General features: G+C 62.6%; 16 protein-coding genes. 6 read left to right on the top strand and 10 right to left on the bottom strand.

From position 1 onward, the window contains the following. Positions 1–8: 8 nt before the first annotated feature. The 3 genes from I2H36_RS09350 to bcsN all read right to left on the bottom strand — a co-directional run bounded on the left by I2H36_RS09350 (position 9) and on the right by bcsN (position 5,898). Complete coding sequence (locus I2H36_RS09350) at positions 9–2,579, bottom strand: cellulose biosynthesis cyclic di-GMP-binding regulatory protein BcsB (RefSeq protein WP_196263636.1); 2,571 nt, start codon at positions 2,577–2,579, stop codon at positions 9–11. A 9-nt stretch (positions 2,580–2,588) separates the two neighbouring features. Then, positions 2,589–4,784: a UDP-forming cellulose synthase catalytic subunit gene (gene bcsA / locus I2H36_RS09345; RefSeq protein ID WP_196263635.1), complete on the bottom strand. Its 2,196-nt coding sequence runs from the start codon at positions 4,782–4,784 to the stop codon at positions 2,589–2,591. Positions 4,785–4,947: 163 nt separating this feature from the next. Then, complete coding sequence (bcsN, locus tag I2H36_RS09340; RefSeq protein WP_196263634.1) at positions 4,948–5,898, bottom strand: cellulose biosynthesis protein BcsN; 951 nt, start codon at positions 5,896–5,898, stop codon at positions 4,948–4,950. Between the two features lie 362 nt (positions 5,899–6,260). Between bcsN and I2H36_RS09335 the strand changes: the two genes are divergently transcribed. Further along, on the top strand, positions 6,261–7,448 hold the full coding sequence (locus I2H36_RS09335) for a multidrug effflux MFS transporter (RefSeq protein WP_196263633.1): 1,188 nt from the start codon (positions 6,261–6,263) through the stop codon (positions 7,446–7,448). Here I2H36_RS09335 and I2H36_RS09330 read toward each other — a convergent pair. Next, positions 7,439–8,335 (bottom strand): transcriptional regulator GcvA, encoded by an 897-nt coding sequence (locus tag I2H36_RS09330; protein WP_196263632.1) that lies wholly within the window; start codon positions 8,333–8,335, stop codon positions 7,439–7,441. The genes I2H36_RS09335 and I2H36_RS09330 overlap by 10 nt on opposite strands. Before the next feature lie 143 nt (positions 8,336–8,478). Between I2H36_RS09330 and I2H36_RS09325 the strand changes: the two genes are divergently transcribed. The 3 genes from I2H36_RS09325 to I2H36_RS09315 are packed head-to-tail and all read left to right on the top strand — an operon-like array spanning position 8,479 to position 11,677. Then, positions 8,479–9,678, top strand: coding sequence for an acyl-CoA dehydrogenase (locus I2H36_RS09325; protein WP_196263631.1), 1,200 nt, complete (start codon positions 8,479–8,481; stop codon positions 9,676–9,678). A 14-nt stretch (positions 9,679–9,692) separates the two neighbouring features. Beyond that, positions 9,693–10,499, top strand: coding sequence for a 4-hydroxy-tetrahydrodipicolinate reductase (dapB, locus tag I2H36_RS09320; protein WP_196263630.1), 807 nt, complete (start codon positions 9,693–9,695; stop codon positions 10,497–10,499). A gap of 5 nt (positions 10,500–10,504) precedes the next feature. Beyond that, positions 10,505–11,677 (top strand): CaiB/BaiF CoA transferase family protein, encoded by a 1,173-nt coding sequence (locus I2H36_RS09315; RefSeq protein WP_196263629.1) that lies wholly within the window; start codon positions 10,505–10,507, stop codon positions 11,675–11,677. A gap of 11 nt (positions 11,678–11,688) precedes the next feature. Here the strand turns inward: I2H36_RS09315 and I2H36_RS09310 are convergent, their stop codons facing one another. After that, entirely contained in the window at positions 11,689–12,261 is a 573-nt protein-coding gene (locus I2H36_RS09310; RefSeq protein WP_196263628.1) for a TetR/AcrR family transcriptional regulator, read from the bottom strand. Between the two features lie 163 nt (positions 12,262–12,424). Between I2H36_RS09310 and I2H36_RS09305 the strand changes: the two genes are divergently transcribed. Then, complete coding sequence (locus tag I2H36_RS09305) at positions 12,425–13,558, top strand: efflux RND transporter periplasmic adaptor subunit (protein ID WP_196263627.1); 1,134 nt, start codon at positions 12,425–12,427, stop codon at positions 13,556–13,558. Between the two features lie 9 nt (positions 13,559–13,567). Continuing rightward, positions 13,568–16,663: an efflux RND transporter permease subunit gene (locus tag I2H36_RS09300; RefSeq protein ID WP_196263626.1), complete on the top strand. Its 3,096-nt coding sequence runs from the start codon at positions 13,568–13,570 to the stop codon at positions 16,661–16,663. 80 nt (positions 16,664–16,743) lie between these two features. Here the strand turns inward: I2H36_RS09300 and I2H36_RS09295 are convergent, their stop codons facing one another. From I2H36_RS09295 to I2H36_RS09275, 5 genes are all read right to left on the bottom strand, one after another. Further along, the gene (locus tag I2H36_RS09295) at positions 16,744–17,196 is read right to left on the bottom strand and encodes a Fur family transcriptional regulator (RefSeq protein WP_196263625.1); all 453 of its coding nucleotides are present in this window, start codon (positions 17,194–17,196) and stop codon (positions 16,744–16,746) included. A gap of 198 nt (positions 17,197–17,394) precedes the next feature. Next, positions 17,395–17,802, bottom strand: coding sequence for a Fur family transcriptional regulator (locus I2H36_RS09290; protein WP_196263624.1), 408 nt, complete (start codon positions 17,800–17,802; stop codon positions 17,395–17,397). 127 nt (positions 17,803–17,929) lie between these two features. Next, positions 17,930–19,105 (bottom strand): Gfo/Idh/MocA family protein, encoded by a 1,176-nt coding sequence (locus I2H36_RS09285; RefSeq protein WP_196263623.1) that lies wholly within the window; start codon positions 19,103–19,105, stop codon positions 17,930–17,932. A gap of 18 nt (positions 19,106–19,123) precedes the next feature. Continuing rightward, the gene (locus tag I2H36_RS09280; RefSeq protein ID WP_196263622.1) at positions 19,124–20,185 is read right to left on the bottom strand and encodes a sugar phosphate isomerase/epimerase family protein; all 1,062 of its coding nucleotides are present in this window, start codon (positions 20,183–20,185) and stop codon (positions 19,124–19,126) included. A gap of 113 nt (positions 20,186–20,298) precedes the next feature. Further along, positions 20,299–21,249: an ABC transporter substrate-binding protein gene (locus I2H36_RS09275; protein ID WP_196263621.1), complete on the bottom strand. Its 951-nt coding sequence runs from the start codon at positions 21,247–21,249 to the stop codon at positions 20,299–20,301. Position 21,250 lies beyond the last annotated feature (1 nt).

Below are 21,250 nucleotides of genomic sequence, written 5' to 3'. Positions count from 1 at the left end.
CCGACGCGTCATGAGCGTCGGCCCAATCGGCTCAGGAGCAGGGCGGTGGCAACGCCGAGGAACGTGCAGCATGCCAGCATGATGAGAGCATACTGAAGGATGTTGGCGGACATCCAGTTCGCTGCGACGAGGCGAATATTCGTCAGTGAGGGCGGCTGTGTCTGCACGAAGCGATAATCGTTGATGGGCTCGACCTGCAGCTTCATCTCCCTCGGCTCCAGCGCGATGGCGCGTCCCGAGACCTGAGACCAGAGCAGGGGATTGGCCAGGCGGGCCATCTCGTCCGCCAGCGCACGATCCGTGCGGGCCGTCACAAGGGTCCAGACTCCCGTTCCCTCACTGCGGCTCTGCGCCATGAGCAGAGATGCACGCTGAGGCGGTTCGTAGGGTGCATCAGGTTGCTCTTCCAGCTTCAACGACGAGAGGGAGAGGCTGAAGGTCTTTTCCAGCCAATCCTGCACGGAACCGATCGTCTGCTGAACGATGCCGCGGCGCTGGAATGTATCCGACCAGCGCCTGCGGACCTCGTCGGTCGAAGCCGTGGCCGTGCGGTCAGGTGATCCCTCGCTGAGCGGCATGGTGAAATCCGCGCTTGCCGTCTGTGACCCACCCTTGTTGTCTGCGACCGGCGTCGAGGGCCACATCATGCGCAGATGCTCCGTCACCCTCACACGATTGAGCATGCCGGCCGGGATCTGGTCGACGGCGCCGATGAACAGAACGGATTCGTCGTCGGCTGAAGCCGCATTGGCGAACTGCGCCCGCACCGGCTGGTTGGCGTTGCGCGCCATGCGGGACAGCAGGGTCCCGGCGGCGGACAGGTTCAGCGCGTCGGGACGCGCCAGGACGACGGTGGTGGGAAGGTCTTCGTCCGAGAAACGGCCGGCTCCGAGAACCGCCAGATCGGGCAGGCGTCCGATACGGCCGAATTTCGGAAACTCGAGGGTGGTGGTGTCGAACAGAACGAAGCGCTTCGTTTCAGAGAGAGTTTCCCCCGGGGCGCAGCGGGCGTCCGCGTCCGTCATCAGAGCCGCCTCGAGGGTGATGCGGTTGAACCCGGATTTGAAGTTCTTGAGCGGAACCCGGACGGTATGCCGCCGGACGATGTCTCCCTGCGTGGTGATCGTCATCTGCGTGCTGATCTGGCCGTTGACGAACACGTTCACATGGCTGCCGGGCCGGACTGCCGACGTATAGGCGGCATCGAGATGCAGGATCGCTTCCCCGTACTCGGTGGCATAGAAGTCCGAGGGCAGATTGATGGCGAGATCCACCTTCAGGCGCCGGCCGGAAAACTCCTGCGTCGGCACGCCCAGATCCGCAAAGCGGAAGGTCTGATCGCCGAATGCCGTGGGAACCTCGGGCCAGTGCCAGGAGGCCGTGTCGATGATCCCGCGTTCGGCGTTGAGAGGGTTCAGGGTCTGCGCCCTGACGATCCCGATCGCCGTGTCGAGATCCTGCCAGGTTGGTCCTGAAACCACCAGGGTTGAGCCGATGGAGGAGCCCGGCTCCTGCATCATCATGGTCAGGGGCTGCACCGAAGCGGCATCCGGAATGCCAGGCACGAGGCCGCGCAGCTCGCCGGCAAGGCCCATGGCAACCTTGATCGTCCCGACAGGCGATGGGCCCGGATCGGATTCCAACACCTGGATCACGGGATGAGCATAGCGTCCGCGCAGGGCAACGGTCTGCGCGAGACGCAGCAGCCTGTCCCGGATTTCCGGCCGGTAGATTTTGGGCGCAACCACCCGGATCGTGGTGACGCCTGTGCTGTCGACCCCCACGGCGGGCAGATCATCCAGACCACGCAGGGTCTTGGTCGCCCCTTCGGCGAAGATGAGGCGCGTGGATGCCGAATCCACATCGGTCCAGAGCTCATAAGTCGCTGCGATGGTGCAGTCCGTCCGATGGCGCTGAAGGGTTTCCATGCGGATGATGTTCTGTCCCGGGCGAAGAAGACCAGGGCGGATCGAAGCCGTTACGCGCTTGATGTCGTTCGATGAGGCGACTGGCGTGTCGAGCACGGATTCGCCGTTGATCGCGACCCTCAGGCGGGAGCCCTCTGGCATGACCACGACGGCGTTCTTGTACCCCATGGACAGGGTCGTGCCGCTTGCAGCCTCGTCCTGCGTGAGATGGAAGGTCCAGGACCTGGCGTCTGTTTCACCCTCAAAACGGAGCGTCTCGAAGGGAAGGATCGGCCGCTCAATGCGCGCGACGCTGCGTGCTGCCGGAGCATTCGTGACGACGGGCGCACGGGCAGGCGGAGGTGCACTTCCAACCGCTCCTGCAGGCGGAACGGTGTTGCGCGGTCCCATGCTGAAGGGCGCGGCCGCGCCAGCCGGGGGCGCGGGCTGCGGATCGGCCGGTCGTGGTGCCGGTGCTGCGAACGGTGGCGAGCCGGGCTGGCGCATGTCGAAAGGCCCGGCAGGCGCTGCTTGATTGGGGGCTGGCGCAGGGCTGGCCTGTGGCGCGCTTGAGCCGCCGGGCGTCATACTGAACGGTGTGGCCTGGGCGAGTGCGTTCGGTGCGCTGATCGCTTGCAGGCCCAGAAGGAAGGGGATCAGAACGCGGCGCACGACACACCTCTACTTGACGGTTGCGGCGACTGATGGAGCCGGAGGGGATGAACTGCCGATCCGCTGCAGGCCCAAGAAGTAAGAGAGGCCCCGGCCGGTCTGGTAGAACGCAACCATGAAGAACCAGAGCGTTCCGCGCAACACGCCGATGTCGTAGTGCCGGTTCCTTTGGAAATCGCTCCACTGATCCGCATTGGCGAAGACGAGGTCCGCGATCATCTTACGATGCTCGGCCTTCTCGATCATGAAGCGGCAGCCCAGTAGCAGCCCGTCGTCGTCCATCCCGACCTTGCGGATCTCCACCGGCAGATGCTGAATCGGAAGATTGGCGAAAGGCTGGAACTCGATGGTGCCTGCGGCACCCTTCTTCAGCCTGGGCTCGACCGAGGGAGGCACGTGAACCCTCGCGCCGCCGACCGACACGTCCCGTAGGACGGCATCGATGACCTCGCCGCCCATGACAAAGCGGCAGGGACGCTCGACGCGGACCCGGTGGCTCAGACGGCGCGTCGCCCGCTCCGACACGACGCCGAGAGCGCAGCCCGCGATGATCAGGTTGAGGATGTTCCAGGCTCCGGTGACGAGGGTCAGGTCGGCTTTGTAGGGCTCCGCCCAGACCCTAACGCCGGTGGCGACGACGCCCAAAAGCAGAATGCCGAAGATGATGAAATAGGGCGTTCCCAATTCCGAGACCCGGCTCTCGTCCATGGTCTCGTTCTTCGACGTGACCTTGAAGGTGGGCTTGCTCGGATTGGCGATCACCGACAGGACGGCAGGCAGAAGGTAGATCGTCTGGACATATTCATAGAGATCCGAAATCCACGGCCAGCGATAGCGGCCATAGAGGTAGTTCTGCATCATGAAGTTCACCATCATGTAGGTGAACGTGTAAGCGAAGAACTCGCCTCCCGATGCAGTGAAGATTTCCAGCGAGAAGAAGAGATAGCAGAGCGGCGAAACGAGAAAGCAGAAACGCGAGAACGGGAACAGCCAGAACATGCTGCTCGACATGTAGCACAGGCGCTGCGACAGCTTCAGCCCGCGTTTGAAGGGCGGGAACTTGTAGCGCAGGATCTGCATCATGCCCTGTGCCCAGCGCGAGCGCTGGCCGATGAAGCTGGCAAAGCTGTCCGGTTGCAGGCCCGCAATCAGGGGCTTGTCCACATAGGCGCTCGTCCAGCCGCGGGAATGGAGCTCAAGGGCGGTTTCGCAGTCCTCCGTGATGCTGACGCCGCTGAAACCGTTGGTCTCCTGCAATGCCTCGCGCCGGAGCACGGCGGCCGAGCCGCAGAAGAAGGCTGCATCCCACTTGTCCAGGCCGCGTTGGATGACCCCGTAGAACATCTCGTTCTCGGACGGCATGGTCTGGAACGTGCCGAGATTGCGCTCGAGCGGATCGGGATTGATGAAGAAATGCGGCGTCTGGACCAGAAACAGGTTCTTGTCCGCCGTGAAGTAGCCGACGGTTTCGGTCAGGAAATTCCGCGCCGGGGCGTGGTCGGCGTCGAAGACGGCAACGAGGTCGCTCGTGGAGTGATCGAGGCCGTTGTTGAGATTGCCGGCCTTGGCATGCAGGTTTCGGGCGCGGGTCAGGTAACGGATATCGAGCGCAGTGCACAGGGCCTGCAACTCCGCACGGCGCTCCCGGGCCTGCAAGGCGGCGAGGGCATTCTGCGAACTGCATTTCTCGTCGGTGCCGCCGTCGTCCAGAAGCCAGACCGTCAGCTTGTCCGCCGGATAGGTCATGGCCTTGGCGGCCGCGAGCGTGGTCGCGAGGAGATCGGCGCCTTCATTGTAGCTCGGAACGAAGACATCGACGGTAGGCAGGTTGTGCGGGTCGATCTGCGGTGCCTTGCGCGAGGGCATCGGGCTGGAGACCACGAAGAGGCTCAAGAACAGCATCATGACGCTGTACATCTCGGCCAGGTACAGCAGGAAACCCGGGATGAAGTTCGCCACTTCCGTGATCGGCGGGATGGTGCTGGTCGTCCGCCAGAAGACGTAGCGCAGGACGATGGCGGTGCCCAAGGCCAGGGCGATCTGGCGCCAGATGCCTTGCGCCCGGAAGAACTTGATGATGATCATGCAGGCCACGACCGTGAGGCCTGCCACGAGATGCGCCTGAAGGCTGATGGGAAGAACGACAAGCGAAACAATCAGGATCGCCGCCACTGCCCAAAGGGCCACGATAAGACCTGCGCGCATTTGTCGGGATTCTCGGCTTGAGTGTTCGCGTGAGTGGGGGCACGCTTAATTCAACATTGAGGGACAGTCTATTAATATATCTCTATCTTTGCTTAGGCCTATTGTCACATCGGTAAATAAAAATATATATAATGTTATTACATAAAGTAATCTAGACTTGGCTTTACTCGTCTGGCGGCAGTGGCACCACGGGAAAACCCCCCAGCGGAGCTGTCGTCTGCGGTATGGGTAAGGCAGGCACGACCGTATCCTTGTCGATGAGGCGTCCCGATATCTCATCTGCAGAAGGCGTGCGGCTTTCCGACGACAGGACGCGCCGGCGGATGACGGTGGCGTCCTCCTTGTTGTCGAGCCCCAGCGGATACATCGGCGCACCGGGTTGCCCGAAACCGGCAGGCGGTGATGGCGGATCGCCATAGGGGTTCCAGGATTCCTGGCGGTAATACGCCGCGATTGTATAGCCGTACATGATCCGCAGGAGTTGATCGACACTGGCATCCGCATCGCACAGACGCAGGCGGACTGAAATCGCGCCCCCTGGCACCAGAACGGCAGGCTTGTCGGGTTCGATCTGCTGCCAGGCGTAAAGGCAAAGGTCGCCCCTGGAAGAGCGCCCTGTGGCAAATCCGAAGGGCCCGAACTTGTTTTGGACGTAGACCAGGGACGTCTGCATGGCGACCCCGGGGATTCGCTCCTCCATCTCCCTCTCGATCCGGTCCGGGGTGAGAGAGGGGAGGGAGAGGGTCTCCGGGAGCTCCGTATTGCCCGCAGTGTTGTTGAGCAGGCTCACATAGAAGGCGTTCTGCCCGCTTGTCAGCGAGGCCGTCGACAGGGCGATCTCCTGTGAGATTCCGTTCTGGTAAGCCTGCTGCAGAACAGCCACGACGGAGGGCCCTCCCGGCGGCGTGACGATGATCGCGCGGGTTGCCGGCACTTCAGAGTTCAGGGCAGCATAGCCGAGATCTGAACGACCTGCGCAGGCGGCGACGCTCATCAGAGCGGCCGCGGCAGTGAGCCACTTGAGGATCTTGCCAGGTCCGCCCGCAGGCCGATGGTCACAGGCGATGCAAGCCTCGGGCACCGCAGCGCCGAAGTGCATCTGAATCCTGGGCATCGAAGCGGTCATGCGGAACGGGAAAACTCTGGTGGCTGGCCAGCCAAGGGGGCTTGCTCGCTGGAGGGATGCCCCTGGAGCGGATGGGCCCATTCAGCTGAATGGTTTAACCAGCTATGACCATTCATGGTTAACGAACAGTAAGCATCGTCCTGGGGGCGGACTTTAATCCGGCTCCGATGGGACTGTGCCTTGACCTCTCCGCCGGACGGCATACAAACGGCTCACCGCCCTTCGAAACAATTGGCTCTGGGGCGCCTTCCGGATCTTCCGATGACAGTGCTCCGGCCCGCCTGCTGAAGCGGGTAGGTCGAATCCCCCGGTCCCGACAGACGGACCGTGTTTCAAGAAAGCCTCTTTCGATGCAGTCCGCCTTTCTGCGCAATGCGCTTGTCCTCGGCATGCTTTCCGCCGTCGGGCCGTTCGCCATCGACATGTACCTGCCTGCCTTTCCGGCAATCGCCCGGGAGTTTCAGGTCGATGTGAGCGGCGTACAGATGAGCCTCATGAGCTTCTTCCTGGCAGTCGCCCTCTGCCAGAGTGCGTATGGGCCGCTCTCCGACCGGTTCGGACGCAAGCCGCCGCTCTATTTCGGGCTGGGATTGTTCGTGCTGGCCGGTATCGGCTGCAGCTTCGCGCCGAATGTCGAGACCCTGATCGCCTTCCGCTTCCTTCAGGGCGTCGGCTCCTGCGCAGCCATGGTGATTCCCCGGGCGATCATACGCGATCTGCATACCGGGCACGAGGCAGCCCGCCTGATGGCGACCAGCATGCTGGTTTTCAGCGTCTCCCCCATCCTGGCGCCGCTGGCCGGAAGCGCCCTGACGGCGTTCTTCAGCTGGCGCGTGATCTTCTGGGCCATCGCGCTGATCGGATTGGGCGGTCTCGCCGTCGTGCTCTTTCTGCTGCCCGAAACCCACAAGTCGGATCAGGGCAAGGGAGGTATCGCTCAGGCCTTCCGCACTTACGGGAGACTGCTGGAGGATCGGCGCTTTCTCGGACTCGCTTTCATCGGCGGGTTCAGCCAAGCGAGCTTCTTCGCCTATCTCGCCGGCTCTTCCGTCATCTTCATCGAGCATTTCGGCATGACGCCCTCAGCCTACAGCATGGTCTTTGCGTCGAACGCCATTGCCTTCATCGGCAGTGCCCAGTTCAACAGCACCCTCATGCGCCGCTTCGGCGCCGAGCGAGTCGTTCGGATTGCAATCTCATGCTTTGCCAGTCTCGTGACGCTGCTCTTCCTGCTGACCGTCTCCGGCGTCGATAACGTCTTCGTCCTATGGGGGCTTCTCTTCGTGTCGTTCGGCTGTCTCGGATTCGTCATTCCGTCCACGGCGGTGCTCGCCCTTGAGGAACACGGCCCTATCGCTGGCACGGCCTCGGCCCTGATGGGCACGCTTCAGCTTGGGACGGGCGCGGTGATCATCGCGCTGGTCAGCGCTCTGTATGACGGCACGTCCGTCTCGATGGTCAGCGCCATCTTTGTCTGCGCCCTCGTGGCGCTCACCTTGAGCTTCCGGACGATGAAGCCGAAGCGGATCTATCCCTGATGGATCTGATCGAGGATCCAATCGCGGAAGGAGCGCAGGAGCGGCGTCTCCGCCTTGTGCTCTGGGTAGACCAGGTAATAGGCGCCGCCGCTGACAAGGCTGTTCGGGAAAAGGATTTCCAGGCGACCTGACGCCAGCTCGTCGGCGATCAGGAAATGCGGAATGAGAGCGGCGCCCAGGTCAGCGGCTGCCGCCTGGGCCACCATGGCGAATTGCTCGAAGCGCGGGCCGCGGAGCGGATTGCTCGCCTCCACGCCAATGCTGGCGAACCACTCCGCCCAGGCGGTGGGGCGCGTGCTCTGCTGGAGCAGGGTGGCTCGGGCTAGATCCTGCGGCGAACGCAGGTTCTCGCGCTCCCGGTAGGCCGGGCTGCAGACGGGCACCGCCTCCTCCGTCCGCAGCAATTCGCACACGGCGCCCGGCCAGTGCGGCTCGCCGAAATGAATGGCTGCGTCGAACGGCTCGGTGGCGAAGTCGAAGGGCACGAGCCGGACGCCGAAATTCACCGTTGCCCCCGGATGCTGGGCGAAGAAGCCGGGAATGCGCGGGATGAGCCAGCGGGTGCCGAAGGTCGGCAGGGTGGCGAGGTTGAGCACCCCGGTCGTGCCCGAGAGCGCAATGGCCTGATGGGTCGCGTCAGACAGCTCGGACAGGGTAGCCCGCACCTGGGACGCATACAGGCGCCCCACATCGGTGAGCACCACCCGCTGCCGCGAACGGCTGAACAGGGAGACGCCGAGCGATTCCTCCAATTGCTGGATCTGGCGCGAGACGGCGCTCTGCGTCAGGTTGAGCTCTTCGGCTGCTCGTGACACGCTGCCGTGGCGGGCCGTGGCCTCGAAGGCGAGGAGATTGCCCACATTGGGCAGGAAACCGCGACGAAACACACGTTCATTCCGATTGTGAATAACCTGCTGCGAAGATGTCGATTTACTTTTGGCCTGTCCAGCGCGATTTTGCCGCTCAAATTCAATGGGTTTGTCTGGCCTGACGCCGGCGCCCAAAAGCACTCATGGGAAGGATGATCATCATGGCCGGTGCTCAACAGGAACTCGCGAAGCTCAAGTGGGAGGACCCGCTGCTCCTCGACGAGCTTCTCACCGACGACGAGCGCATGATCCGCGACACGGCCCGGGCTTATGCCCAGGACAAGCTCCTGCCCCGGGTGATCGAAGCCTATCGCGAAGAAAAGACGGACCGCGCAATCTTCAACGAGATGGGCGAGTTGGGCCTTCTCGGCGTAACCCTGCCGGAGGATTATGGCTGCGCCGGTGCGTCCTATGTGGCCTACGGTCTCGTGGCCCGCGAGGTGGAGCGGGTCGATTCCGGCTACCGCTCCATGATGAGCGTGCAGTCCTCCCTCGTGATGTATCCCATCTATGCCTATGGCTCCGAGGAGCAGCGCCGGAAGTACCTGCCGAAACTGGCGTCGGGCGAATATGTGGGCTGCTTCGGCCTCACCGAGCCGGATGCGGGCTCCGATCCCGCTGGCATGAAGACCCGCGCTGTGAAGACCGATGGCGGCTATCGCCTCACCGGCTCCAAGATGTGGATCTCCAACTCCCCCATCGCGGATGTGTTCGTCGTATGGGCGAAGTCGGAAGCCCACGACAACCAGATTCGCGGCTTCGTGTTGGACAAGGGCATGAAGGGGCTGTCCGCCCCGAAGATCGGCGGCAAGCTGTCGCTCCGCGCCTCCATTACCGGCGAGATCGTCATGGATAATGTCGAGGTTGGTGAGGACGCCCTGCTGCCGAACGTATCGGGCCTGAAAGGTCCGTTCGGCTGCCTCAACCGCGCCCGCTACGGCATTTCGTGGGGTTCGCTGGGAGCGGCGGAGGATTGCTGGCACCGGGCGCGCCAATACACGCTGGACCGCAAGCAGTTCGACCGGCCGCTGGCCGCGACCCAGCTGGTGCAGAAGAAACTCGCCGATATGATGACCGAGATCACGCTCGGCCTGCACGCCAGCTTGCGCGTCGGCCGCCTCTTCGACGAGGGCCGCGTGGCGCCCGAGATGATCTCGCTGGTCAAGCGCAACAATTGCGGCAAGGCTCTGGAGATCGCACGCATCGCCCGCGACATGCACGGCGGCAACGGCATCCAGGAGGAATACCACGTGATGCGCCACGCGCAGAACCTGGAGACCGTGAACACCTATGAGGGCACCCACGACGTGCATGCGCTGATCCTCGGCCGTGCCCAGACGGGCCTTCAGGCATTCTTCTGAGAGAGGGCACATCGATGGCGCTTCGGATCACCCTGGCAGGATCGACCGGCTGGGTCGGCAAAGCTCTCGTGGCGGCGATTGCCGCCTCCGATGATCTCGTGCTGGCCGGCGCCGTCAGCCGCAGTGCGGCGGGGCAGGATGCGGGCGAAGCCGCCGGCCTTTCCCGCCTCGGAGTTCCGATCAGCGCCACACTGGAAGAGGCACTGCGCGAGCCGTCCGACGTGGTGATCGACTACACCAAGCCCGATGTTGTGAAGGCCAACACCCTCACGGCCCTGGCTCAGGGGCGGCACGTGGTCGTCGGCACCTCGGGGCTCAGCGCTGAGGATTACACCGAAATCGACGGAGAGGCGCAGAAAGCAGGGCGGGGCGTGCTTGCAGCCGGCAACTTCTCGATCACCGCGACGCTGCTGCGCCGCTTCGCCCTTGAGGCAGCGCGCTACGTGCCGGATGTCGAGGTCATCGATTACGCCTCGGCCAAGAAGCCGGATACACCGTCGGGCACTGCTCGCGAACTGGCCGAGCTTTTGAGCGAGGCGCGCCAGCCTGCCACCTCGAAGCCTGTCGCCGAACTCACCGGCGTTCGCGAGACCCGTGGCGGGGCCCTGGGAGCCAAAGAGCCCGTGCAGGTTCATTCCCTGCGCATGCCATCCTTCGTCCTGTCCTGCGAGGCGGTTTTCGGGGCCGACAACGAGCGCCTCGTGATCCGTCACGATGCGGGCTCGTCGGCGGCTCCTTACGTCGCCGGCACCCTGCTGGCCGCCCGCCGCGTCGGATCCTTCACTGGCCTGCGGCGCGGCCTCGACACGATCATGGATTGATCCGCATGAAACCGCTCGCTGGCCTCAAAGTCCTCGAACTCGCGCGTATTCTGGCAGGCCCCTGGGTCGGCCAGCTGCTCGCCGATCTCGGTGCCGATGTGGTGAAGGTCGAGCGGCCAGGCGCGGGCGACGACACCCGCGGCTGGGGACCGCCCTTCGTGGAGGCAGCCGATGGCGGCGATCTCTCGGCGGCCTATTTCCATTCCTGCAACCGCGGCAAACGCTCCATTGCGGTGGATTTCGAGACGCCTGAGGGCCAGGAGCTTGTGCGAAAACTTGCCGCCCATGCGGATGTGGTGATCGAGAACTTCAAAGTTGGAGGCCTGAAGAAATACGGCCTCGACTATGAGAGCCTGAAAAAAGTCAATCCCCGTCTGGTCTATTGCTCGATCACCGGTTTTGGCCAGAACGGGCCTTACGCGTCGCGTGCCGGTTACGACTTCATGATCCAGGGCATGGGCGGGATCATGGACCTTACGGGCGATCCGGATGGCGAGCCGCAGAAGATTGGCGTCGCCTATGTGGACATCTTCACCGGCGTCTACTCGGTCGTCGGCATCCTGGCCGCCCTTCGCCAGCGCGATGCCACGGGGAAGGGCGCGCATCTCGACATGGCTCTCCTCGACGTGCAGACGAGCGTGCTGGCGAACCAGGCCATGAACTATCTGGCCTCTGGCAAGTCGCCCCGGCGCATGGGCAATGCCCATCCCAACATCGTGCCGTATCAGGTTTTCCCGGTGGCGGACGGTCACGTGATCGTGGCGGTGGGCAACGATGGGCAGTTCGCCCGGTTCGTGTCGGTCCTCGGCAAGCCTGAGCTGGCCCGGGACGAGCGTTTCAGCTCCAATGCAGGCCGGGTGGGCCGCCGGGCCGAACTCGTGCCGATCCTCACCGAGCTCACCCTGAAAACCACCCGCGATGCGCTGCTGTCGGCACTCGAGAAACAGGGTGTTCCGGCCGGTCCCATCAACACGGTGGCGGATGTCTTCGCCGATCCGCAGGTCATCGCCCGCGGCATGAGGATCGACCTGTCCTCGCCCGAGGCCATAGGTGGGGCCATCCCGTCCGTCCGCTCGCCAATCGTGATGAATGGGGAGCCGATGGCGGCCCAGCGGCCTTCGCCGCGGCTCGGCGAGCATACGGACGAGGTGCTGAGCGACCCATCCTGGATGGCCTAAGCGGCAACTGTCTATTCGGCGATCCCTTTGGTGACGAGGCGCTCGATGGCCCTCACAATCCGATCCCTGTCCTCATCCGAAAATGGGCTGAGATTGTGCATCTCCAGACTGCTCAGCCCTTCCGTCGCCAGCCATGCCAGCAGGGCGGAATCGAGGTCGTCCGAGGTTGCCTTCAACTGCTCCAGAGTGGTGCGGATCACCTGGCGCACGGGGTCGAGAAGACGCGGATTCTCGGCCGTAGCGGCCATCATTCCGGTGGCCATGTCCTGCATCTTGCCGCCGCAGCATATATTCAGCAGCGTCTTGGTCACGACCCTGGCTTCCAAGTTGGGGCCAGGATGGGCCTTTTCGCGCAAGACCTCCTTTTCAGAGGCGACCTGGTCGATCATGCGCTGAATCATCCCCTGCAGCAGCGCATCCTTAGTCGGAAAGTTGTAGAGCAGCCCGCCCTTGCTGAGCCCAGCCTTCTCCGCCACGGCCTCGAGCGTCAGCCGGCCGGCGCCGATCTCGCCGACAAGTTCTGCGGCCGCATCAAGAATTTTTTCTCGGGAACTCTTACGGCCTCTGGTACAGGGAAACAGCATCCATAACTCTTGTTTCGTGCGTTGACGCACTTGCGACTAAACCGTCCAGACGGTATATAAATTGTTCCACGGTATTGGCGTCAAGGGAAAGCCGCGTTAATGCCGCACCTCCTTAGTCTTATATGAGCCCGTTGATAGGGGTTCGGAATTTCGGAAGAAGCCTATGAAACGGCGCCTTGTAGTCGGTCTTGTGTTCATTCTCGCGGTTGGCCTCTGCGGCGGGTTGATCTGGTTCAACTTCTTCCGCGACAAGATGATCACCCAATTCTTCGCCACCATGCAGCAACCGGCGCAGACGGTTTCGGCTGCCAAGGTCGAGGCGAAGACTTGGTCCCCGAGCATCGGCGCCATCGGCACGGCCAAGGCTGCCAACGGGGTCGAACTGGCCTTCGAGACGGCTGGCATCGTCAGCCAGATTAAGTTCAAGGCAAACCAGAATGTCCGTCAGGGCGAAGTTCTCGTCCAGCTCGACGACACAGTCGAGCGCGCGGACATTCAGGATGTCCAGGCGAATGTGAAGACGGCTGAAAGCAACTTCGAGCGCGCCAAGGCCCTGTCAGCTCGCGGTTACGGTACGGAAGCGAACCTCGATCAGGCCAGCGCTTTGTTCGCGGCTGCGCGGTCGCGTCTGGCACGCCTGCAGGCCACGATTGAGCAAAAGGCTCTGAAGGCGCCGTTCTCCGGCGTTATCGGCATCCCGCGGATCGATGTCGGGCAATACCTGCAGCCGGGAACGGTCATCGCGAGCTTCCAGGATCTGTCGTCCATGAAGGTCGACTTTACCGTTCCGGAGCAGCGGGCTGCTGAAATCAAGCTCGGTCAGGAAGTTCGGGTCGGTGTGACCGAGGCGAACCTGCCCTTCAAGGGGCGCGTCGTCGGCAAGGATCCTCGTGTCGATCCGGCGACCCGTCTGGTCTCCGTTCAGGCGATCATTGACGAAAACAAGGACGGGGCCATTCTCCCCGGTCAGTTCCTCCACGTGGAAGCGATTCTGCCGGAACAGCCGAACGTCATGACCCTGCCACAGACGGCGGTTATCACCAGCCTCTACGGGGATTACGTCTACACGATCGAGCAGGAAGAGCGGGCAGGCCAGCAGGTTCAGGTCGTCAAGCAGGTCTTCGTGAAGACCGGCCGTCGCCGCGGCGGGGCTCTCGAGATCCTCTCCGGCCTCAACCCTGGTCAGCAGGTGGCTGCCTCGGGGCAGAACAAACTGCAGGCTGGCTCGACCGTCAAAATCGACAACACCATCGATGTGACCAAGCTCGACGCGACGAAGCTCGCAAGCGGGCAATAGGCTTCAGCCATGAGTTTCACAGAACTTTTCATCCGCCGCCCCGTTTTGTCGATGGTGGTGAGCCTCCTGATCCTGCTGCTGGGTGCGCAGGGTCTGATGAACCTCCAGGTGCGCCAGTATCCTGAGGTCGAGGAAACCACCATCACGATCACGACGGTCTATACGGGCGCCAGCGCCGACCTGATCCAGGGCTTCATCAGCACGCCCATCGCCAAGTCCGTGTCGAGTGCGGAAGGCGTCGACTACGTGACGACGCAGAGCCGTCTGGGCGTGAGCACGGTGTCCGTGCGCATGCGCCTTAACACCGATCCGAACGCGGCGCTCACGGAAGTCACCTCCAAGGTGCAGCAGATCCGCGCGCAGCTTCCCTCCGAGGCTGAGGATCCGGTGATCATGAAGGGCACGGGCCAGAGCTTCGCCCTCATGTACATCACCTTCGGCAGCACGGAGATGAACCCGGAGCAGGTCTCCGAATTCCTCACCCGCGTGGTGCAGCCGCGTTTTGCGACGCTCGAAGGCGTCGGCAATGCCGAGATCCTCGGCGGGCGCGACTTCTCCATGCGTGTCTGGATCGATCCCGTGCGCCTGGCGGCTCGCGCTGTGACGGCCGGCGACGTGGTGGCGGCGATCAGGGCCAACAACTTCCTCGCGGCGCCCGGCAAGACCCAGAGCGAGTATGTCGCCTACCGGCTCGACATGCAGACCACTCTGCAGACGCCCGAGACTTTCGGCACGCTGCCGATCCGCTCGAACGGCGACCAGGTCGTGCGCCTGCGCGATGTGGCGGATGTGGAACTCGGGCCTGAGAGCACGGACACTATCGTCAGCTTCAACGGCAGCCAGGGTACCTTCATCGGCATCACGCCGACACCATCGGCCAATCCGCTGACCGTTGCCGAAGAGGTAACAAAGGCCATTGAAGGCATCCGCTCGACCCTGCCTCAGGGCATGACCGTCGAGATCGTGTACGATGCGTCGAACTTCATCTCGGCCTCGATTGAGGAGGTGTTCAAGACCATCGGCGAGGCGGCGCTCATCGTCGTGGTGGTGATCCTGCTGTTCTTGGGGTCTTTCCGCTCGGTGCTGATCCCCATCGTGACCATCCCGCTCTCACTCGTGGGCGTCTGTTTCTTCCTCTATGCGCTGGGCTACTCGATCAACCTGCTCACCCTGCTGGCCATGGTGCTTGCCATCGGTCTTGTGGTGGACGACGCCATCGTGGTGCTGGAGAATATTCACCGCCACATTGAGGAGGGTTTGAAGCCGGTCGAGGCAGCCGTCGTGGGCATGAAGGAGATCTTCGTGCCGATCGTCTCCATGACGATCACGCTGGCGGCCGTCTATGCCCCCATCGGCTTCACGCAGGGCCTGACGGGCTCGCTCTTCCGTGAGTTTGCTTTCACCTTGGCCGGAGCCGTGATCATCTCGGGCATCGTCGCCGTGACGCTCTCGCCAATGATGTCGTCGAAGCTCCTGAAGTCGCATGGGGCGCAGGGCCGCTTCGCCGCTTTCGTCGACCGGGTCTTCACCCGGCTTGAGAACTGGTATTCCCGCCGCCTCAAGGGTTCGCTGGACTATCGTGGCGTGACGCTCGTCATCGTGGCCGTCCTGCTCGGCACCACGGCGTTCATGTTCACCAAGACCTCCTCCGAGCTTGCGCCGGAAGAGGATCAGGGCGCCTATCTCGGCATTCTGAATGCACCGAAATATGCGACCGCCGATTATACCCAGGCTTTCTCAAAGCAGTTCACCAATGCGGCCGAGAAGATCAAGGAAATCGACGACAGCTTCCTGATCGTCGGCATCGACGGCGGCGGCGGCGGCTTTTTCGGCTTCAAGCTGAAAGAGTGGAGCGAGCGTGACAAGAAGGGTGCTCAGACTAAGCAAGACATTCAGAACCTTTTGAATGAAAACGCTGGCCTGCAGGCCTTCGCCTTCGCGCCTCCATCCCTGCCCGGAGCCGGTGACGGCCTGCCGATCCAGTATGTTCTGCGCACGATCGGCGATTCCTCCCAGGCCTATGAGACTGCGGATGAAATCCGCAAGCGGGCGATGAAGTCGGGCAAGTTCATCGTCGTCCAGAACTCCATCTCCTACGAGACGCCGCGGGCGCGCATCACGGTTGATCGCGACCGGGCTGCCGCGTTGGGTGTGCCCGTGTCCGAGATCGGCAACACGCTCGGGGCTCTGGTCGGCGGTGCGCCGATCTCCAAGTTCGACCGAGACAACCGGAGCTACGACGTCGTCAGTCAGGTTCGGCAGGTGGATCGTCTCAATCCTGAGCGGCTTTCCGAGTATTATGTCCGCGCGTCCGACGGTTCCATGGTTCCCTTGTCGGCTCTCATCAGTATCAAGACGGATGCTGCGCCGGCTGCCATCGAGCAGTTCAACCAGCTCAACTCGGCAACCCTGTCGGCCTTGCCGCTCCCAGGCGTGACCACGTCCGACGGGTTGGCCACCCTGCGCTCGATCGCCAAGGAGGTTATGCCACAGGGCTTCTATGAGGATTATGCCGGTCAGTCGCGCCTGGAAATCCAGGAAGGCAATTCGATCTTCCTGGCCTTCGGGCTCGCCGTCATCGTGATCTATCTGGTGCTGGCGGCGCAGTTCGAGAGCTTCCGCGACCCGTTCATCATCATGATGTCGGTTCCGCTCTCCATGTTCGGCGCCATGATCTTCCTGAATCTGGGTCTGGCGACTCTCAACATCTACACGCAGGTTGGATTGATCACTCTTGTGGGCCTGATCACCAAGCACGGCATTCTGATGGTGGAGTTCGCCAACGAGCAGAAGGAGAAGCACGGAGTCGGCAAGCGCGAGGCCATCGAGGAAGCGGCGCGCGTCCGTCTGCGCCCGATCCTGATGACCACGGCTGCCATGGTGCTCGGTGTCGCGCCTCTGCTCTATGCCAGCGGCGCCGGTGCGGCTGCCCGTTTCTCGATGGGCTTGGTGATCGCGTCCGGCATGTCCATCGGCACGATCTTCACCCTCTTTGTGGTGCCGATGTTCTACACCTTCATCTCACGGGAGACGGTCCGTGCTCACCGGGCGGAGGATAGGACGCCCGAGAAGCACCATCATCATCAGCCCGTTGCGGCGGAGTGACAAAACAAAAGGCCGGGCATTGCCCGGCCTTTTGTTTTGTTCTGAGAGGCAGGTCGAGGTCGATCCTGCCTCATTTTGCATTATTGAGCGATCTCGCCTTCGACTTCCATGAACGGCGAGACCGATTTGAAGCCGGCCTGCTCGGCGGCCTTGCGTACAGCCTCGGCAACCTCGCTCGAATGAACCTCGACGGTTTCACCGGTCTTCGCATCCACGAACATGATCTTCATCGCGTTCATGTCCGGCTGGCCGTGGGAAATCACATAGGAGTTCTGGGTGGCCAGGCGATGGACGAGACCTGCGTCGCGCAGGAAATCCAGGGCACGATAAATGGTCACCGGAGCAAGACGCTTCTTCTCATTGCTCAGGCGATCGACCAGATCGTAAGCCCCGACAGGGCCGCCGCTCTGGACCAACTCACGATAGACGCGTTCCCGGATCGGCGTGAGCCTGAGATTGTTCTGCCGGCACACATCGTCGGCACGACGGAGGAGGTTGTCCTCTTCTTCCTTCCTGAGGGCCTTGGTGCTCATGAGCCACACTCCTGTTATTACGGAACCTATACATTCATATAGGTAAAATGTGGCTTTGACAATGTGCTATCGTTGCGAAAGGGGCCAGAATTACATTTTTTCCTCAACGGAAGGCAGAGGACAGCCGTCAAGCATCCAACTTGTGAGCGAAATATTATGTAATAACGTGTTGTACTTGCTAAGGTTCCAGGCCGAAGATTATTTGGCGCAGGTCTCGCAAAGTCCCCGGATCTCGACCGTCACCTTCTTGGCCGAGAACGCGTGATCGTCGCTCCAGTGGGACAGGCGCTCGCTGATATGCGGGTCGGTAAATTCCTTGACCAGACCGCAGTTCTCGCAGATCGCAAAGGCTGCCATATCCTGATGGTCATGGGGATGCTTGCAGGCGACGTAGGCGTTCAGGCTCTCGAGCCTATGGGCGAGACCCTTCTCGATGAGCTTGTCCAGAGACCGGTAGACCGTCGGCGGCGTGACCGCTCCCTTGCCGCGCATCTTGTCGAGGACGTCATAGGCCGAGAGCGGGTTCTGGGCGGAGCACAAAATCCGATGAACCCGCTTCTGGGTCTCGTTCAGGTCGTCGATGCTGTGGTGATGCGTATGGGCCATCTGGTATCGTCGGTTCCGCCGGGCGTGGTCGCCCTATACGTCATGATTGCGGAAGCGATTTCAAGACACCTGCGCCGATTGCCCTGCCGAAGCGGCTCCGGCAGGGCTTCTTTCGTGATCGGCCGCTTTACAGATCCACCCAGGCTGCCTTGCGCTGCGAGGAGCGCACCGCCGCTTCGATGAAGCGCACGCCGCGCACGCCATGATCGACCGTGGGGACTTGAAGCGAGAAGGGATTGGGCTCGCGCTTCTCGATGCGTGCCGTAATCTGCTCGGCCACATCCGTGTAGAGTTGAGCGAAACCCTCAAGATAGCCCTCCGGATGCCCGCCCGGGATGCGCGATGCGGCGCGGGAGGTCTCGTCGGCGCCATAGCCATTGCGGCGGATGGTGCGGGGCGGCTCGCCTAAGGCTGAGAAGGTGAGATAATTTGGGTTCTCCTGATGCCACTCCAGGCCTGCCTTCTCGCCATAGACGCGGATCTTAAGACCGTTCTCAAGGCCGGCTGCCACCTGGCTGCACCAGAGCATGCCTTTCGCGCCGGACGCGAAGCGCAGCATCATGTGGGCATTGTCGTCCAGTCTGCGGCCCTCCACGAAGGTGTGAAGCTCCGCCGAGAGGGACGCGACCTCGTCGCTCACGATGAACTCGGCGAGATTGAAGGCATGCGTTCCGATGTCGCCCACGGCGCCCGCTGGCCCCGAGCGCGCCGGGTCCGTGCGCCATTCGGCCTGCTTGCTGCCGGTCTCTTCCATGCGGGTGGCAAGCCAATCCTGCGCGTATTCCACCTGTACGACGCGAATGGCGCCCAGTTCCCCCGCCTGGATCATGGCGCGCGCCTGCCTCACGAGCGGGTAGCCGGTGTAGTTGTGCGTCACCGCGAAGATGAGGCCCGACTCGCGGGCAAGCTTGGCGAGCTGATCGGCCTCGCGCCGCGTCGTCGTGAGCGGCTTGTCGCAGATCACATGGATGCCGGCTTTCAAAAACGCACGGGCTGCGGCAGCATGGGCGTGGTTCGGCGTCACGATGGCCACCGCGTCGATGCCGTCCTTCAGCCGCCGCTCGCGGCGCGCCATCTCGTTGAAGTCGCCATAAATACGGTCGGGCTTCAGGAGCAGATCCTCGCCGGAAGCCTTGGCGCGCTCCGGATCGGACGAGAGCGCGCCCGCCACCAGCTCCCAACGGTCGTCGATGCGGGCGGCGATGCGGTGCACCGCGCCGATGAAGGCGCCACGCCCGCCGCCGACCATGCCGAGGCGCAAGCGGCGGTTCACCTTCTGATCCGGAGATCCTGCAATCGTCATGAACGTGCCCCTGATAGATTATGCTTGAGCGATGCCGAGCATCCGGCGGTTCGCCGCCTCGTCCGTTCCGCCGGCGGCGAAGTCGTCAAAGGCTTTTTCCGTGACGCGGATGATATGCGCCTTGATGAACTCGGCGCCTTCCCGGGCGCCATCTTCTGGATGCTTGAGCGCGCATTCCCATTCCAGCACGGCCCAGGAATCGTAGTCGTATTGAGCAAGCTTGGAGAAGATCGAGCCGAAATCCACCTGCCCGTCGCCGAGCGAGCGGAAGCGGCCGGCACGGTTGATCCAGCTCTCATAACCCCCATAGACGCCGATGCGACCGGACGGGTTGAACTCCGCGTCCTTGGCATGGAATGCCTTGATGCGCTCGTGATAGAGATCGATGAAGGCGACGTAGTCGAGCTGCTGCAGCAGGAAGTGGCTCGGGTCGTAATTGATGCAGGCCCGCGCATGGCCGCCGACCGCATCGACGAAGCGCTCGAAGGTGGCGCCGTCGTGAATGTCCTCGCCGGGGTGAATCTCGTAGGCCACGTCGCAGCCCGCTTCCTCATAGGCGTCAAGAATTGGCCGCCAGCGCCGTCCCAGTTCCTCGAAGGCAGTCTCGACCAAGCCGGCTGGGCGCTGCGGCCATGGATACATGAAGGGCCAGGCAAGCGCCCCAGAGAACGACACGCTGACAGTCAGGCCCAGACGCTTCGAGGCTTTTGCCGCCATCAGCATCTGGTTGACGGCCCATTCCTGACGCGCCTTCGGGTTGCCCCTGACTTCGGGAGCTGCAAACCCGTCGAAGGCTTCGTCGAATGCCGGATGAACCGCCACGAGCTGGCCCTGCAGGTGAGTGGAGAGTTCCGTGATTTCCAGACCATGGGAGCGCACCAGCCCTAAGATCTCGTCGCAATAGGTTTGCGACTCCGCCGCCTTCTTCAGGTCGATGAGGCGCGCATCCCAGGTGGGGATCTGCACGCCCTTATAGCCGAGGGAGGCCGCCCAGCGGCAGATCGCGTCGAGCGAGTTGAACGGAGCCTCGTCGCCTGCGAACTGCGCAAGGAAAAGGCCGGGGCCCTTCATGGTCTTCATGGGTGAACTCCCGAGATGGCGTGGGAAAAGCCGGCAAGGGGAAGCCGCCCGAATGTTGAGCAGCTTGCCGTTGCCTCGCCCCTTCCTAGAGGAAGGGGCGAGAGCGACGCCGCTTAGAACGGAGAGTTCGGGAAGTAGTGATCCTTGGCGTTGTCCTTGGTGATGAGCTGCGCATTCAGCACGAAGGTGCCGCGCATCGGGGCGTTCGAGTAGAAGTTCGCAGCCGTCACATGCATGGCCGTTGCGACCAGAGCCGGCGGATAAGTGACATCGACCGGGATCATCTTGTCGCCATCCATGACCCGCTTGACCATTTCCTTCATGCCGGCACCGCCGACCACGAACTTGATGTCGTCACGCTTGGCCTGACGGATGGCTTCGAGAACGCCGAGCGCCATGTCGTCGTCCGCAGCCCACACCGCATCGATCTTCTGATGCTTGGAAAGGAAGTCCTGCATCACCTTGAAGGCATCGTCGCGGTTCCAATTGGCGTATTGCCGGTCGAGGATCTTGACGCCCGAGCCCTGGATGGCCTTCTCGAAGTTCGTCACGCGCTCGTCGTCGAGCACGGTCGGGATGCCGCGCAGCACGACGATGTTGCCCTGCTTCAGGGTGTCGGCAAAGTACTTGCCGGCAATTCGGCCAAAGCCTGGATTGTCACCTGCCACATAGATGTCCTGGATCGACGGATCCTTCAGACCACGGTCGATGACGGTGACGAGGACGCCCTTGTTCTTCACCTGCCTGACGGGATCCGTCAGCTCGTCGGAATTGAAGGGCAGCACCACGAGCGCGTCGATCTTCTGGGCGGTGAGATCGTCGAGAGCGTTCGCCTGCGAAGCGCCGTCCGGAGACGTCTTGACGATCACCTTGAGGCCAGGATGCATCTTCTCGAGCGCCTTGGCGGTTTCTTGCGCATGATACACGGCGCCGCCGGTCCAGCCGTGTGTAGCGGCCGGGATCGAAACGCCGATCGTGACATTCTTCTGCTGGGCCACCGCGCCGGTGGCGACGCCGGCCATGAGGCCTGCCGCCATGGCGATCTTCAGTACCGTTGCTTTCATC

The organism is Microvirga terrestris (genome assembly GCF_015694425.1).
In the GTDB taxonomy this organism is placed as follows: Bacteria; Pseudomonadota; Alphaproteobacteria; order Rhizobiales; family Beijerinckiaceae; genus Microvirga; species Microvirga terrestris.
The sequence above is the reverse complement of the archived record's forward strand: the minus strand, read 5'-3'. Positions and strand labels throughout refer to the sequence as shown.

Excerpts from the sequence above, each read along its gene's own strand:
- I2H36_RS09300 (WP_196263626.1), top strand. The coding sequence starts at position 13,568 with ATGAGTTTCACAGAACTTTTCATCCGCCGCCCCGTTTTGTCGATGGTG.
- dapB (WP_196263630.1), top strand. The coding sequence starts at position 9,693 with ATGGCGCTTCGGATCACCCTGGCAGGATCGACCGGCTGGGTCGGCAAA.
- I2H36_RS09290 (WP_196263624.1), bottom strand. The coding sequence starts at position 17,802 with ATGGCCCATACGCATCACCACAGCATCGACGACCTGAACGAGACCCAG.
- I2H36_RS09285 (WP_196263623.1), bottom strand. The coding sequence starts at position 19,105 with ATGACGATTGCAGGATCTCCGGATCAGAAGGTGAACCGCCGCTTGCGC.
- I2H36_RS09280 (WP_196263622.1), bottom strand. The coding sequence starts at position 20,185 with ATGAAGACCATGAAGGGCCCCGGCCTTTTCCTTGCGCAGTTCGCAGGC.
- I2H36_RS09310 (WP_196263628.1), bottom strand. The coding sequence starts at position 12,261 with ATGCTGTTTCCCTGTACCAGAGGCCGTAAGAGTTCCCGAGAAAAAATT.
- I2H36_RS09275 (WP_196263621.1), bottom strand. The coding sequence starts at position 21,249 with ATGAAAGCAACGGTACTGAAGATCGCCATGGCGGCAGGCCTCATGGCC.
- I2H36_RS09325 (WP_196263631.1), top strand. The coding sequence starts at position 8,479 with ATGGCCGGTGCTCAACAGGAACTCGCGAAGCTCAAGTGGGAGGACCCG.
- I2H36_RS09315 (WP_196263629.1), top strand. The coding sequence starts at position 10,505 with ATGAAACCGCTCGCTGGCCTCAAAGTCCTCGAACTCGCGCGTATTCTG.
- bcsN (WP_196263634.1), bottom strand. The coding sequence starts at position 5,898 with ATGCCCAGGATTCAGATGCACTTCGGCGCTGCGGTGCCCGAGGCTTGC.
- I2H36_RS09295 (WP_196263625.1), bottom strand. The coding sequence starts at position 17,196 with ATGAGCACCAAGGCCCTCAGGAAGGAAGAAGAGGACAACCTCCTCCGT.
- bcsA (WP_196263635.1), bottom strand. The coding sequence starts at position 4,784 with ATGCGCGCAGGTCTTATCGTGGCCCTTTGGGCAGTGGCGGCGATCCTG.
- I2H36_RS09335 (WP_196263633.1), top strand. The coding sequence starts at position 6,261 with ATGCAGTCCGCCTTTCTGCGCAATGCGCTTGTCCTCGGCATGCTTTCC.
- I2H36_RS09305 (WP_196263627.1), top strand. The coding sequence starts at position 12,425 with ATGAAACGGCGCCTTGTAGTCGGTCTTGTGTTCATTCTCGCGGTTGGC.